Raw genomic sequence first — 15,026 nt, forward strand, 5'->3', positions numbered from 1 at the left:
CAATAGGCCAAGGTTGACAGTCAACCCTCAAGAAAATAGTTAAGCTGATTTGCATTTAAATTGGTTATTCCCTGTTCCCTATTCCCTGTTCCCTATTCCCTGTTCCCTATTCCCTGTTCCCTGTTCCATAAAATATGTAGTGATTATTGGAAAGAGAAAGCAGCGATCGCTAAACAACCCCATCCTAGGATCAATGCTGCACCACCTAATGGTGCGATCGCTCCTAGCCACTTGATCCCGGTTAAGCTCAGGGCGTACAAACTACCAGAAAAAATTGCAATTCCAGCGATAAAAGCTGAGCCAGCTAAGGTAAGGGGAGTTTGTGCTACTTCTGCGCGGCTCAACAACAAGGCTACCAACATTAGCGCTAGGGAATGGTACATTTGATAGCGGGCACCAGTCTGAAAAATTTCCAATCCTCGTTAGCGCTACGCGCACGCTACGCGAACGGTCAGTTTTTCTTTCAAAGCGTGGCTAGCAAAGGCTCCAGCTACTACTGATAATGCTCCTAAGATTGATGCGATCGCTAAAAAAATCCGAGTCATCAATTTTATTAGTCCTAAATCCTAAAGTGTAAAATTATAAAAGATTCTCCCTTCTTCAGTAACCTCAAAGGTAGCATCATACTCTCTAGCTTTTTGATCGAGATAGTCTTGAGCTACAGCTATAGGAAGTTTGGCTGTCATTGCTAATTTCAATACTGAAATTCTACCATTTTCGTCTTCAATCAAGCTATAAAATGTATACTGAAGGTGTTCGAGGACTTCTTTTTGCTCTTGTCGATACATTCCCCATGCTAACCATACTCCCCAAAAGGTAGCTGGGATACCTACTATCAAACTTCCCAGCGCATCAACTTTATCCTGTGATGTTGCTTCCCTTCGATTTGAAACTACCACAGGTACCGTCAATAATAGAATACCCAAGGTAAGCACTAAGCCAGCAGATAGTTTTTTAAACCGTTTCATTATAATAGCAAACTTTTAACAAAGATGGTTTATTACCATGACCAGACAATTTCGATTAGGTGTAAGCTAAAGGCCTTTGGCAACGCTACTTGAGGTGCTATCAGCTAATCAGCTATCAGGTTTATTTTTAAACTGACCGCTGACGGCTGACCGCTGACTGCTTATTTTTTTTACTTACGAATAGCCTCCAATAAGCGAGAATAGTAAAAGCTAGTGCTAGTCATTTCTTGTCGCTGAATTGAAAACCCATTATTTTCTAAAATAGTAACAATATCTGCTTCTCGATGCTGATAGGCACGAGTGGTTTTACTTGGTCCTGGAAAAAACTCACCAATCTTTTTAAGTGCAGTAAGAAGCAACGTTTTCGGCGCAAAGCTAAGAATTAAACGAGACTCGGCCAAAGAGGCTAAGTGAGTTATCATTTCAGCCGCTTTATCCTGGGGATAATGAATCAAAACATCTAGACAAATTACGGTGTGGTAGCTACCACCTAACCCTTCCAAATCCTTGACCATAAACGAGAGATTGTCACTATTCCCTAAACTCTCCTTTGCCCTTACCTGGGCTTCTTCTACCATTTTGTGAGAAATATCACTCGCAAAAACTATAGCGCTAGATTTTGCGAGTGGAATACTTAGACTCCCAACACCACAGCCAGCATCACAAATCGACAAACTTGACAAATTTCCATCAGCCTCCAGCCAACTGATCACTTTATCCACAGTCTGCTGATGACCAATCCGGATATCTTGCTGTACCCGGTTAACCTCGCCATCACCATAAATCCGCCGCCAACGGTCAAAACCAGTGGCATTAAAATAATCCTTAACAATCGCCTTATCATTAACTGTATTCATATTTAATAACAAAAACTCTCCTGAGCTTGGTGTCTTTCCCGTATTTACGGTTCATCAAAAATCATCCCATGGATATTGACGACCTTCTCCAATCCTTTAAATACTTTGGCGTTGAGCTTGGCTTAGAACGCATACAGCAACTTCTATCGCGCTTAGGTAACCCCCACCAGAAGTTTCCAATCATTCACGTGGCTGGAACTAATGGTAAAGGCTCAGTTTGTGCCTACCTGTCTTCTATACTCACCAAAGCTGGCTACCGAGTCGGACGTTATACTTCTCCTCACCTGGTGGATTGGACAGAACGGATTTGCCTTAACCAAGAACCCATCTCCACCCATACCCTAGGCACAATTTTGGAGCAAGTTATCGCAGCAATTCCAAAAAACTGTTCCGATCCACCAACCCTATTTGAAGTGACTACTGCTGCTGCTTGGTTGTATTTTGCTCAGCAGCAGGTGGATGTGGCTGTAATAGAAGTGGGATTGGGAGGACGGCTGGATGCCACGAATGTATGCGATCGCGTTTTGGTTAGTATTATCACATCCCTGAGTTGGGAACATTGGCAGCGCCTTGGGCCGACCTTGGCTGATATTGCCAAGGAAAAGGCTGGAATCCTAAAGCCTGGGTGTCCTGCGGTCATTGGTCCCCTCCCGCATGAAGCTAGGGCAGTGGTTGAATCAAGGGTGAATCAGTTGGGATGTCCAGTGGTGTGGGTAGACTCGGCAGTGGAGTTGCCAGAGGGTAAGACCCCAAGCACCGGAAAGCATCTCAGATGGGTGGAGTATGGGGGGGTCAGCTATAGTTTGCCCTTGTTGGGGGAGGTGCAGTTGGTTAATTCCGCGATTGCGATCGCAACGGTACAAGTTCTGCAACAGCAGGGTTGGGAGATTCCAGAAGATGCGATCGCATTGGGGATGGCCAAAACCACTTGGCTGGGACGTTTGCAGTGGACTAGCTGGGAGAATCACCATTTACTGATTGATGGAGCCCATAATCAAGCCTCTGCTCAGGCGTTGAGACAATATGTTGATACCCTAGGTAAATCCGTCAACTGGGTAATGGGTATACTCTCAACCAAAGATCATGCTGGTATTTTTAATGCCTTGCTCAGACCAGGGGATCGATTATCTCTAGTGCCAGTACCTGACCATAGTTCAGCTGAGCTAGACTACTTGGCTACTCTCGCGCAACAAATTTGTCCAACCTTAGCCGATTGTGCTACTTATCCAGAGTTAGTGACAGGACTCCGTGCTATTTTTAACAAAGCCGAAGCTGACGAGAGGATTACTGTCCTTTGTGGCTCTCTGTACCTAGTTGGTCACTTTTTGCGAACACAAGCTTTTGTTGGAGGTAATGGGTAATGGGTAATGGCTAATGGCTACAATAATCAATTTCACGATTAATCAAAAAATTGTCATGATTGTGAGATAGATTGGGTACCATAAATAGCACCCTAATGTTGATTTCCATGACCCTGGGTTATACAAAAATTTCCCTGAATTCCCCATCTACCTAACTCAGATAGGGTACCTAAATCAATTGTGAAAATTTTTGAGCCCAAGTTTCCTACTCCCTACTCCCTACTCCCTACTCCCTACTCCCTACTCCCTACTCCCTTTGCTAGATATGGTTAACCGTTTGAAAAATTTATTTTCCCGGCGCAAGCAAGGTGTTGGTATAGAATTAGCCCCAGAACGAATTCATATTGCTCAATTGCAGCGGCAAGGTCAGAGCCTCAAAGCTACCACCCTATATGCTCATGAGGTTCCAGAAGGAATCTGGGAAGGAGGACAGATTGTTGATTCCCCTGGTTTAGCGGAACTGATTCGAGAAGCCCTACAGGAGAGTCAAGTCAAAGTGGAGCGGGTTGCTACTGCTTTACCAATGCGGGAAGCAGTAATCCGGATTATTCCCATTCCTGCTGAGCTAGATGATAACGAGCTCCGGGATATGGTACTCAACCATGAAGCTGGCTTATATTTGCCCTATCCCCGGGAAGAAGTGGATTTGGATTATCAGAAACTGGGCTTCTTCGTGGATGAAGATGGAATCGAAAAGGTACAAGTCCTGCTGGTGGCTACTCGTAAGGAAATCACCGATAGCTATCTCGATACCTTTGAGCAGGTAGGGTTACAAGTAGATGTACTCGAAATTAATAGCTTTGCCCTGATTCGGACTATCCGAGAACAACTGCGTCAATTTCCTTCCCAAGAGGCAGCCGTTCTGGTAGATCTTGAATTTGATAGTACTGAAATTGCGATAATTGTAGATGGTGTACCGCAGTTTTCCCGTACTGTTCCCATTGGTACCTACCAACTTCAGAGCGCTTTATCACGGGCGATGAATTTACCAGCCTCTAGAAATACCGAACTCCTCCAGGGGATGACTATTCCCAGTACCCCAGTTGATGGCATTCGCACCGGCTCGACCGGGGTAAATCCAGGGATGGTGGCTCTGATCCAAGTCTTGGGAGAAATTGCCGATGAACTAAGGCGCTCTATCGATTTTTACCTCAATCAGATGGACAATCTAGAAGTAGCCCAACTCCTACTAGCTGGTCCTGGGGGTGGTATCGGACAACTTGATGAATTTTTTACCCAACGGTTAAGCTTGCCTACGATTCAGGTGGATCCCGTGGCGGCTCTTTCCCTAGAAGTGGAGAAAGATATTCCGATGGTGCAACGACCGAGCTTAGGAACTGTGCTTGGATTAGGATTACGAGAGGTATAACACTATGTATAGTCTTGATATTAATTTTTTAAAAGACCGAAATCCTGAGGAGATCAAGTCTGTTCAGGAGGTCGGCGGTAGACAAGGGATGGCTCTAGGGGAAATGACCCCTCTACTGATTGGAGCTGCAGTGGGTCTAATCCTACCTGGATTGGTGGGAGGCTTTTGGGTAGTTCTCCAACATCAAAACGCCCGCTTGAAAGAAGAAATTGCTGATGTTGACAAGAAACTGGCAGCCTTGGGGGCGCAAAAGCAACGAATTAGTAAGCTAAACAAGGAACTCAAGCTGGTAAACGACGAAACTAATGCTCTTGCCAGTGTCTTTAATCAAATTAAGCCTTGGTCAGCAATGTTACAGGACATTCGTGAGCGCACTCCCCCCGGAGTCCAAATTAAAGACATCGAGCAACAGCAAGTCACTGACAAAAATACTTCTAAGGATGAGTCTAGCGCTAACTCACGACCTAAAATCGAGCTGGATATTTCCGGTACAGCTCGAACCTTTGATGATGTGAATTACTTTTTGCTGACCCTACAGAATTCTTCCTTTTTCGAGAAAAATGACACTCAACTGCTCAAAGCTCAGTTAGTCAATAATCCCACCAAATTAGAAATTCCTGAGAGTCAAAAAGAATTAGTAACTCAGGTCAAATATACCCTGCCTAAAGTCGTAGAATATACTATTAAAACTCAACTGAGTGATATCCCCGCTTCTGAACTCTTAAAAGAGTTAGACCGTAAAGGAGCAGTAGGATTAGTGACTCGGATTAGAAACCTTCAATCCCAAGGAGTGATTCAACAATGACCTATGCTACTGATGACGACTTTATGAGTGTTGAAGGTCAGGAGGAAGATCCTGAGTATCCTACTGCCTTCGGCATTACCTTTACTCCCCAAGTTTCTGGGATTACCTTTGCTATTCTTGGTCTGGCAGCTGCTTTCTATCTAGCGATGAACCTGATGTTACCGGCTTGGCAGGAGTATCAGACTTTAAAAAATGATTTATCAACCAAGCAAAATGACCTCCAAAATCCCGAAGTACTCCAGAAAAAAATTAAAGAGAAAGAGGAGGAACTCAAGCAAGCTAAACAGCAAAACCGCCGGGTATTGAGTCAGTTTTCCACAGAAAAAAGTATGGATACCTTATTGCTTGATCTCAATACCTTTGTTAAGAATACTAGAGGCACTTTGCTTAAATATGAACCAGATTCCGAGGGAATCAATATAGTTAATGATGGCTCTTTAGGAACCCTAGTTGATGGCAAATTAAAACGGAGAACCGTCAATGTGGAAATTGAGGGTAGCTTCCAACAAGTCCAGTCAATTATGCGCAGCTTTGAGCGGCTACAAGCGATGTTGCTGATCAAAGACCTAGAAGCTCAAATCAGTGAACCGCAAACACTAGTGCTACAGCAAGGTAGAGTAGTTCCTGGTCCTCAACCTAAGCTTAAAACTAGCTTAACCCTGGAAGCTCTTATGCCTGCTAGAGATTTGGATAAGGAGGAAGAAGAAAAAGCTGAGGAAAAGGATGGTAAGAACAAGTCAGGTAAGAAGAAATAATCCTAAGTTCCTTTAGTCTTGCTATATTATTGCTATCAATTTAATGATGGGGAGATGGCAAGATGGGGAAATTAAGCGGTAGCCAAGTTGCTGGAAATTGGGATAACCTACTGTTTTATGGAGCTGAGATAGTTATTGTTGTTCTTGTTTGTTGAGTGTTTAGTGTTTTCTCTTTGACGTCTCAACGGTCAATCGTCAATAGTAAACTGTCAATAGCCCTTAATATGACATAATTTCTGTGATTTGAGTCAGGAGATTTAATCAACCGTGAGACAGATTCAAGTATGTGGTGGAGTGGTCGCGGCTACAGCAGTGGCTTTATGGGCAACACAGCCTGTAGTAGCAGCAAGCCAAGTTAGTGCCATACGGTTCAACCAGCAAGGGAGTGAACTGGAACTTAAACTTGAGACAAAAGGGGGTAATGAGCCTCCACAGATTTTTGCTGTCAACCAAGGCAATGTCTTGGTAGCTGATCTGGTTAATACCCAGCTGAGTTTGCCCCAAGGGACTAACTTCCGTAAGACAAACCCCCTACCCAATATTAGTGCCGTTGCGGTAAGGGAACTGGATGACAACCGGGTCAGGGTGACGATTCGAGGCACTGACAAACTCCCCATTAGTTCACTGATCCAAAGGGATGCCCAGGGAATTACCTTAGGCATTGACACCACTACTGAGAATCAGGGGATAGTATCTATCCAAGACTCATCGGTGATGAAGCTGGCTCAAGTTCCTAATAGAGGAACTAATGCTGAAACGGAACAGATGGAGAAACCAGCGGAACTTTCGGAACCAGAACCAGAGCCAGAGGCTAACCCCTCAGAAACTCCTGAACCTCCAGAAATAGTCGCTCCTGAGCCAGATGTGCTGGTACCTGAGCCAGAAATTATTATTGATGGGATACCGGCAGCTCCAGCTAATGCGGTGCAACCAATTGCGCCAGCGCCCCCCTTCTTACCTAGAGCAGTAGCACCACCAGTGGGGGATATTGCTGTTTCCAATATTAATGCTGCTGCTAGCACTATAGATCTCGGCACAGCAACTCTAGTGCCTCGTTTAGTATTACGAGAAGCACCGATTCGAGAAGTGTTGTCTCTGTTAGCTCGTTCTGCTGGACTCAATCTGGCCTTTGCTGAGTCAGATGAAGACTCCGGTGCAGCACAGTTCACCATTTCTATTGATTTAGAAAACGAACCGGTTCAAGATGCTTTCAACTATATTCTCCAGCTGTCTGGTCTTCAGGCTAACCGTCGGGGAAGCACAATTTTTGTTGGGGCAAAACTCCCTCAAGCGGCTCGTAATCTAATTAGTCGTACTCTACGGCTCAATCAAGCCAGTGTCCAAGGGGCTGCTACTTTCCTAGCCACTCAGGGAGCAGAAGTGCAACAGGTAGTAATCGAGACGGAAGAAATCATCGATCCTGAAACCCAACGAGTGGTGCGACAAATCGAACGACCCCCAGAAATTCGAGCAATTACCAGTGAGCAGGAAGACGGTAGCCAAGGGGCACTGTTGCTGAGGGGATTAGCAGTATCTACGGATGACCGACTTAATTCCATATCTCTGGTGGGTGAGCCCAGGCAAATTGAAATTGCAACCTCTTTACTCAAACAGTTGGATGCTCGTCGCCGTCAAGTGGCGGTAAATGTCAAGATTATCGATGTTAACCTGGCTGGAACGGATGCCTATAATGCCAGTTTCTCCTTTGGGATTAATGATACCTTTGTAGTCAGTGATGGCGGAGCCGCAGCAGTTAATTTCGGTAGGGTTAATCCCCCCAGTAGAAACACTGTGGTTGATAGTCAGATTCCTACTGTTACCGAATTTCAATTCTCCGACCCAGAGGGAGATGGTGATATATTCCTAGAGAGACAAAATGCTCCCTTTGATAACCTAATTGAGGGTTTCAATGAAAGCGCTGGTACTCCAGCCGTCTTTGCACGTCCTGGCTTTGGTCGAAATAATAATCCATTCCAGCCAGGTTTGGCGGAGGTGGATGTTCAAGATGATGGAGTTGATTTCGGGTTTGCGCTTCCTTCTCTATTTGAGTTCCCTGATAAGTTTTTATTAACATTGCAGGCTCAGATTACCAGCAACAACGCCAAGATTCTGACCGACCCAACTCTAGTCATCCAAGAAGGGCAGGAAGCTAGTGTCCGGTTGGTTCAGGAAGTACTGACCAGTGTGAGGACAGATATAGACACAGACGGTGGTGCTACCACTAGAACCATCACCCCGGTTATTGAAGAGGCTGGTTTAGTGCTAACGGTCAATGTTGAGAGAATTGACGACAATGGTTTTATCACCTTATCTACAGCTCCGTCGATCACAGCCCCCTCCGGAACTCAAGATTTTAACAGTGATAATGCACAAAACACCATCACATTCCTCAGTCGCCGAGAACTCAGCTCTGGACTAGTTCGTCTGCGGGATGGTCAGACGTTAATTCTATCTGGCATTATTCAGGACACTGACCGCACAACGGTATCGAAGGTGCCAATTTTGGGTGATATTCCCTTACTTGGTGCTCTGTTCAGAAGCACCGATAAGCAGAATCAGCGTACTGAAGTGATTATCCTGGTGACCCCTCAAATTATGGATGACACAGACCGCAATGGTGGGTATGGTTACAGCTACACTCCTGGACGGGATGCCCGTCAAATGTTAAACCGGGGAGGGTTTCAGTCTCCAGGTAACTAAGGGGAAATCAAGGTAAAGTTCAGCTAAAAGTGCCTTAACACTTCCGGTTTGACAGCTCCCGCCTACTTTAGTGGTGGGAGTAGTTACGTTTTGAGACTTTTACGTGTTGAATTAATTTTATTGAGTTGGTTTGGTTGATTTTTGATAAACAGAAATTATAACTTAATATAATGGTCATTGTCAATACCTAAAAAGGGCTCTCAACAATGCTTATCCATGCTTATCCATAGCAGACCTACCAAGCACGCCTAGAGCGGGGGGCTTACCGTAAAATAATTAGTTATATATAATTAACAATCAAAGATCATAAAAAATTATGATTGTCTATTCCCTAAGGAATAAATTTAGGGGAGCATTTTGGGACAAAATTCTGAAATCTATATAAATTAAAGCATTCAACGATCCATATCGGCATTGCAAACATTAGAATAATGCAGTGAAACCTTGAAGCTGCGAGTGTTGCAGCGATTTTTTTGTTGAAAACCCTGGTTGGATGATCTGAAAAACAAGGAGATTTGAATGAATAAGGGTGAATTAGTTGATAAAGTGGCGGAAAGAGCTACTGTAACCAAAAAACAAGCGGATGCAGTACTAACGGCTACGATAGAAACGATTATGGAAGCAGTGTCTGAGGGTGATAAAGTCACCTTAGTGGGCTTTGGTTCCTTTGAATCCCGGGAGCGTAAGGCTCGTGAGGGCCGCAATCCCAAAACCGGTGAAAAGATGGAAATTCCGGCAACTAAGGTTCCAGCCTTTTCTGCTGGTAAGGTCTTTAAAGAGAGAGTTGCACCACCGAAGGAGTAATCGCTGATTCACTCAGAAACTTGTCCTTGAAACGACCAAGTCACGGGGGAAATTTAGCCTGGGCAGCAGCACGGGCTAACTGTCCTCCTTCCTTAATTCTTGATTTTTCTGCCAGCATCAATCCTCTTGGTCCCCCTAAAAGTGCGATCGCAGCGATTGAGTCTGGGCTAGATAACCTGGTAGCTTATCCTGACCCCAATTACGCTGAACTGCGGCAGTGTTTGACGCAACTGCATCCAACCCTGACCCCAGACTGGATTCTTCCAGGTAATGGCTCAGCGGAATTATTAACTTGGGCTTGTCGCGAGCTATCAGAACTAGATCAGACCTTGATCATTACTCCAGCATTTAGGGACTACCAACGGGGACTGAAGGCATTTGGAGCAAGAATTAGGGAGTGCCCCCTGATGAGGGAACTCTCGACACCTAGTCAGAGATGGGGAGATAGGGAGATGGGCCGGGAGATTGATTCTTTCATCCCTTTACTCCCTGACTCCCTTACTTCCTTACTCCCACAAGAGGGGACTCGAAAGGGTTTGCTGCTGAATACCCCCCACAATCCCACAGGTCAATTGTTTACCTCAGAAGCAATTGAGCCTTATCTGAAGCAATTTGCTTTGGTGGTTGTGGATGAAGCTTTTATGGATTTCCTGCCTCCTGACCAGGAGCAAAGCCTGATTCCTTTAATTGGGGATTATCCAAACTTGGTAATTTTGCGATCGCTTACCAAGTTTTACAGTCTTCCTGGACTCAGACTCGGTTATTGCATCGCCCACCCTGAGCGACTTCAACGTTGGCAGCAGTGGCGGGACCCTTGGCCAATCAATACCTTAGCAGCGGCAGCGGCAGCGGCAGTGGTTCAGGATAGAGCATTTCAACAGCAAACCTGGGATTGGCTAGCACCAGCGCGTAAGCAACTGTTTCAGGGACTGGCTAAGTTACCTGGTCTTCAACCTTACCCCAGTGCAGCTAACTTCTTGCTAGTACACTCTCAAAAATCCACTTCACAGATCCAAGCACAACTACTCCAACACCATCGGATTTTGATCAGAGATTGCCTAAGCTTCCCGGAATTAAGCGATCGCTTTTTCCGGGTCGCTGTACGTACACAGGCAGATAACCAACGCTTACTAACAGCTTTAGACGCTATCTTGATAAGTTGAAGGTTAGAAGGTTAGAAGGTTAGAAGGTTGAAGGTTGTTCGCGTAGCGTGGCCTTTTGGCCAAGGTTGTTCGCGTAGCGTGGCCTTTTGGCCAAGGTTGTTCGCGTAGCGTGGCCTTTTGGCCAAGGTTGAAGGTTAGAAGGTTGAAGGTTGAAGGTTAGAAGGTTGAAGGTTGAAGGTTAGAAGGTTGAAGGTTGTTCGCGTAGCGTGGCCTTTTGGCCAAGGTTGAAGGTTGTTCGCGTAGCGTGGCCTTTTGGCCAAGGTTGAAGGTTGTTCGCGTAGCGTGGCCTTTTGGCCAAGGTTGAAGGTTGCTGGCCGTAGGCGTCTGTTGTGGGATAGGTTAGTTAGATGGTTGTTCCCGTAGCGTGGCCAAAAGCCCAAGGTTAGAGCCTGAAACCTGTAACTTTCAACCGGAAACCTGTAACTTTCAATCTGAAACCTATAACCTGCTAACCTGTAACTTTCAACCTGAAACCTTCTAACCTGCTAACCTGTAACTTTCAACCTGAAACCTGTAACTGTTGCACGAATGACCGTTGACTATGACCTAATTATCATTGGTGGCACTCCTGCTGCTGTGTATGCTGCTGTTGCGGCTGCTGGTTTAAAGGCTCGTGTGGCTCTGGTAGACCCTCAGCCAGGACACACTAGCTGGCTAGGACAGGGGGCGATCTACACCAGAGTATTAAGTGAAATGGGGCGTAAGCTTGAGCAGATGCGTGACGCTGCTCAATTGGGTATTTATCCTCAAATAGATGATTTAACCGAACCCGACATGTCACAGACCGGGTTTCCATCCCTACCACTAACTGAGGTGATGGAATGGGCTAATCTAGTGGTTGCCAACTGCTCAGAACAGAATTCTTCAGCTATTTTAGCTACTTTAGGGATTGATCTAATCACTGGTGAGGGGGAATTTTGCCGACTGCCTCACCTCGGTTTTGTAGTCAACAACCGACGTTTGCGGTCTCGTGCCTATCTGATCGCTACTGGCTCTCGCCCAGCTATTCCCGATATCAAAGGGTTACAGACCATAGACTATTTCACACCAAAGGATATCTGGCACAAAGTGTTGAAGGTTGGAAGGTTGAAGGTTGAAGGGGAGTTGAAAGTTGGAAGGTTCAAGGTTGAAGGGGAGTTGAAGGTTGGAAGGTTCAAGGTTGAAGGGGAGTTGAAGGTTGGAAATGAAAACCAGCAACCTAAAAACCAGCAACCCGATAATCAGCAACCTGAAAACCAGCAACCTGAAAACCAGCAACCCGATCACCTTGGCCAAAAGGCCACGCTACGCGAACAACCTTGGCCAAAAGGCCACGCTACGCGAACAACCTCCCAACCTTCAACCTCCCAACCTTCAACCTCCCAACCTTCAACCTCCCAACCTTCACTACCCAAAAGCTGGGTAGTGATTGGGGATGAGCCTATTGCTCCAGAACTAGCTCAGACCTTAGCTAGACTCGGTTGTGAGGTAACGTTGGTGGTCAGTACTACTCGTATTTTGTTCCAGGAAGACCTAGAAGCATCTAGGCTCATACAAGCTCAGTTAGAAGCTGAGGGAATTCGAGTTCTGACGGATAGTCCAGTTGATCAGGTCAGAGAGATTGACGGGAAAACCTGGGTTCAGGCTGGTAATAAGGCCATTGAAGCTGATGCCATTTTACTGGCTACGGGTGAGCAACCCAATGTGGAATCCTTAAATCTAGAAGGGGTTGGGATAAAGTACACTCAGCAGGGTCTTCAGGTCAATCAGAAGCTACAAACGACTAATCCCCGCATCTATAGCTGTGGCAAGATGGCTGGTGGTTATCCCTGTGCCCATATTGCCCAGTATCAAGCCAGCATTGCCGTGAAGAATGCATTGTTTTTCCCCTGCTTTAAGGTGGATTATCACGGGATTCCCTGGACAATCTTAACTGAACCCCAATTAGCACGGGTAGGTCTTACAGAAGTAGAAGCTAGAAAGCGCTATGGCAAGAATGTGTGGGTGATTCGAGAATATTTCAAAGAGTTAGATCAGGCTCAGCTCCTGGGGCAAACCACTGGGTATATGAAACTGGTAGTGCAGCGCAATGGGACAATTTTAGGAGCAACCATAGTTGGATCACACGCAACAGAATTAATCGGGGAAATTACCCTAGCGATTCAGCAGAAAATTAAATTGGGTATGTTGGCAAATGTCTATTATCCCTATCCCACCTTGTCAGAGATTTTTAAGAAAACAGCAATACAGTGGCAGCACCAACGAATTAGTCGTAATCAGACCTTAAAAAACTTTCTGGAAGGTTTCTTTAACCTACGCCGTAGTTGGTCAAAATGAATGTTGATTACCATTACTTCACGCTTAAACCTTAAACATTTAACAGTTAACATTTAAAATTTAACAGTCAACATTCAAGCTTCAACTTCTGCATTAAAATGACAGCAATCACCAAACCAAGTCAATTCCAGTACAAACCCCTGCACAAGCCTAACCAACTAATTTACGGTACAGGTCAAACGGCGGTAATTACTGGTTGGACGATCAAAGAAGCGATCGCAAAAAAGTTAAACCCTTCTGAGTTTGCTGTGGTCGGACAGTTATACAGTCCCACCCGGGGAATTAGCCTGCTCATTCGTAATCTCCTCGCTAATCCCCATGTCCGCTACTTAGTGATTCTCAACGCTACGAAGGAAGACCGCAATGCTGGCAGTGGAACTTGCTTGCTGGACTTTTTCCGCCATGGGGTTGAAGAAGGAACTAGTGATACTGGTCGTCACTGCTGGGTGATTCGCTCCTCTATCAAAGGTTATATTGACATGGAGATTCCCTTAGTCATCCTAGAACAACTCAGAAGGGAACTTTCTGTGGCAGAGGCTGATTCGATTACCCAAGCCGTTAGTCTGGTTAAGTCTTATGGCTCCAAAACTCAAGAGCCCTGGGGAAAATCGTTGGAATTTCCTATGGCCAATGATGTCGGGGCATCTGGCTGTGCCCCCCTAAAACCAGGACCGCGCTACGGACATCGCATTGAAGGACGAACGATAGCTGAAACTTGGGTTAAAATAATTCATCGCATTAAAACTACCGGCACAATTCGGCCCACGGGTTATGACGGATATTGGCAAGAGCTAATTGATTTAATGGCAGTAGTAACGGCAGAACCTCCTGAATTTTACTTTCCTCAGCCCAATTATTTACCATGCGATCGCGACTTTATCCAAGAATACATTCATCAAATCCTGGACGACGCACCCGTAGTAGAAGGAGTGAAATATACTTATGGTCAACGTCTACGTTCTTGGTTCAAACGTGACCAAATCGAGCAAGTCATCACCAAACTCATTGGTGAAATCGATGCAGCCAGTGCAGTGATGTCCCTATGGGATGTCAAAGACCATGAGAAAGGGGGCAGTCCTTGTCTGAATCACATCTGGCTGAGAGTTGTGGATAATGAATTGTCCCTAACCGCCACATTGAGAAGTAATGATATGTTTAGCGCTTGGCCAGCTAATGCCTTTGGACTCAGAGCCCTACAGCAGTATATTAAAGACCAAATTGCTAAGCGCGGGGGTATTCAATTAAAAATGGGACCGCTGATTACCGTTAGTCAAAGTGCTCATATTTATGATGATTGTTATGACTATGCTAATCGGATTATTCAAAATCACTATCAACAAATTATCAATTCAGAACAGAAACAGTATGCTGATCCCATTGGTAATTTCTTGATTGAAACGGAAAATACTGATATTATAGTGAAGCATACAACCCCTGGTAGCGGGGAAGTAATTGCTACGTATTCTGGTAAAAATGCCATGAGTTTATCTAGAAAAATTTGTAGTGATAATCCTTCAATACAACCTAGTCATGCGGTCTATTTAGGAATAGAATTAGAAAAAGCTATGATAGCTATAAAAGAAGATAAAAATTATCACCAATTATAGCATTTTTAATACTTATGATATACAAAATCCTGGGTATTAAGAATTAGGGAGTAAGGAGTGACCCATGGGAAAATTGACTGTACTTCATGACTAGGATAAGTTATTGATAAGCAGTTATTGATCAGCATCAACTATAGATAACCTAAAAAACGAGTTTGGTGTAAAAAATAACCAAAGATAGTTTGGTGAATAGTTCTTGGTAAAATGACAAGTTATAGCAACCACAGTAAAGGTTAAGACATGTTTCTATTTACTGTTCTCTTTTACCTGCTCCCTGTTCACTTAAAAAAGACGATGATAGTTTATGTCATCAACTAAACT

The 15,026-nt window shown here is 44.9% G+C and carries 13 protein-coding genes; 9 read left to right on the forward strand and 4 right to left on the reverse strand.

The genetic code is table 11. The features are described 5' to 3' along the window. Positions 1-143: 143 nt before the first annotated feature. The 3 genes from F6K53_RS45910 to bchM form a co-directional block, all read right to left on the reverse strand. Entirely contained in the window at positions 144-383 is a 240-nt protein-coding gene (locus tag F6K53_RS45910; RefSeq protein WP_366511355.1) for a DUF423 domain-containing protein, read from the reverse strand. Positions 384-566: 183 nt separating this feature from the next. Next, positions 567-968 carry a hypothetical protein gene (locus F6K53_RS18590; protein WP_293067098.1) on the reverse strand — a complete coding sequence of 134 codons (402 nt, stop codon included), beginning with the start codon at positions 966-968 and terminating at the stop codon, positions 567-569. A gap of 170 nt (positions 969-1,138) precedes the next feature. After that, entirely contained in the window at positions 1,139-1,825 is a 687-nt protein-coding gene (gene bchM, locus F6K53_RS18595) for a magnesium protoporphyrin IX methyltransferase (protein WP_293067096.1), read from the reverse strand. Between the two features lie 68 nt (positions 1,826-1,893). On the opposite strand from bchM, the gene F6K53_RS18600 reads away from it, so the two are divergent. The 7 genes from F6K53_RS18600 to cobD all read left to right on the forward strand — a co-directional run bounded on the left by F6K53_RS18600 (position 1,894) and on the right by cobD (position 10,782). Continuing rightward, the gene (locus F6K53_RS18600) at positions 1,894-3,186 is read left to right on the forward strand and encodes a folylpolyglutamate synthase/dihydrofolate synthase family protein (protein ID WP_293067094.1); all 1,293 of its coding nucleotides are present in this window, start codon (positions 1,894-1,896) and stop codon (positions 3,184-3,186) included. A 265-nt stretch (positions 3,187-3,451) separates the two neighbouring features. Then, positions 3,452-4,555, forward strand: coding sequence for a type IV pilus assembly protein PilM (pilM, locus tag F6K53_RS18605; protein WP_293027649.1), 1,104 nt, complete (start codon positions 3,452-3,454; stop codon positions 4,553-4,555). Positions 4,556-4,559: 4 nt separating this feature from the next. Next, positions 4,560-5,360, forward strand: coding sequence for a PilN domain-containing protein (locus F6K53_RS18610; RefSeq protein WP_293067091.1), 801 nt, complete (start codon positions 4,560-4,562; stop codon positions 5,358-5,360). Next, positions 5,357-6,115 (forward strand): GspMb/PilO family protein, encoded by a 759-nt coding sequence (locus F6K53_RS18615; protein WP_293067088.1) that lies wholly within the window; start codon positions 5,357-5,359, stop codon positions 6,113-6,115. The genes F6K53_RS18610 and F6K53_RS18615 overlap by 4 nt, the downstream gene beginning before the upstream one ends. Positions 6,116-6,382: 267 nt before the next feature. Further along, positions 6,383-8,815, forward strand: a complete 2,433-nt coding sequence (locus tag F6K53_RS18620; RefSeq protein WP_293067085.1) for an AMIN domain-containing protein — start codon at positions 6,383-6,385, stop codon at positions 8,813-8,815. A 519-nt stretch (positions 8,816-9,334) separates the two neighbouring features. Next, complete coding sequence (locus F6K53_RS18625) at positions 9,335-9,619, forward strand: HU family DNA-binding protein (protein ID WP_287251158.1); 285 nt, start codon at positions 9,335-9,337, stop codon at positions 9,617-9,619. A gap of 26 nt (positions 9,620-9,645) precedes the next feature. Beyond that, positions 9,646-10,782, forward strand: a complete 1,137-nt coding sequence (cobD, locus tag F6K53_RS18630) for a threonine-phosphate decarboxylase CobD (RefSeq protein WP_293067081.1) — start codon at positions 9,646-9,648, stop codon at positions 10,780-10,782. A gap of 134 nt (positions 10,783-10,916) precedes the next feature. Here cobD and F6K53_RS18635 read toward each other — a convergent pair whose 3' ends face one another. Then, positions 10,917-11,162: a hypothetical protein gene (locus tag F6K53_RS18635; protein WP_293067078.1), complete on the reverse strand. Its 246-nt coding sequence runs from the start codon at positions 11,160-11,162 to the stop codon at positions 10,917-10,919. 148 nt (positions 11,163-11,310) lie between these two features. Between F6K53_RS18635 and F6K53_RS18640 the strand changes: the two genes are divergently transcribed. Together F6K53_RS18640 and F6K53_RS18645 are read left to right on the forward strand one after the other, a co-directional pair. Further along, entirely contained in the window at positions 11,311-13,098 is a 1,788-nt protein-coding gene (locus F6K53_RS18640) for an FAD-dependent oxidoreductase (protein ID WP_293067075.1), read from the forward strand. Positions 13,099-13,196: 98 nt separating this feature from the next. Then, positions 13,197-14,705 (forward strand): thymidylate synthase, encoded by a 1,509-nt coding sequence (locus tag F6K53_RS18645; protein ID WP_293028959.1) that lies wholly within the window; start codon positions 13,197-13,199, stop codon positions 14,703-14,705. Positions 14,706-15,026 lie beyond the last annotated feature (321 nt).

It is taken from the genome of Moorena sp. SIO4A1 (assembly GCF_010672065.1).
Taxonomy (GTDB): Bacteria; Cyanobacteriota; Cyanobacteriia; order Cyanobacteriales; family Coleofasciculaceae; genus Moorena.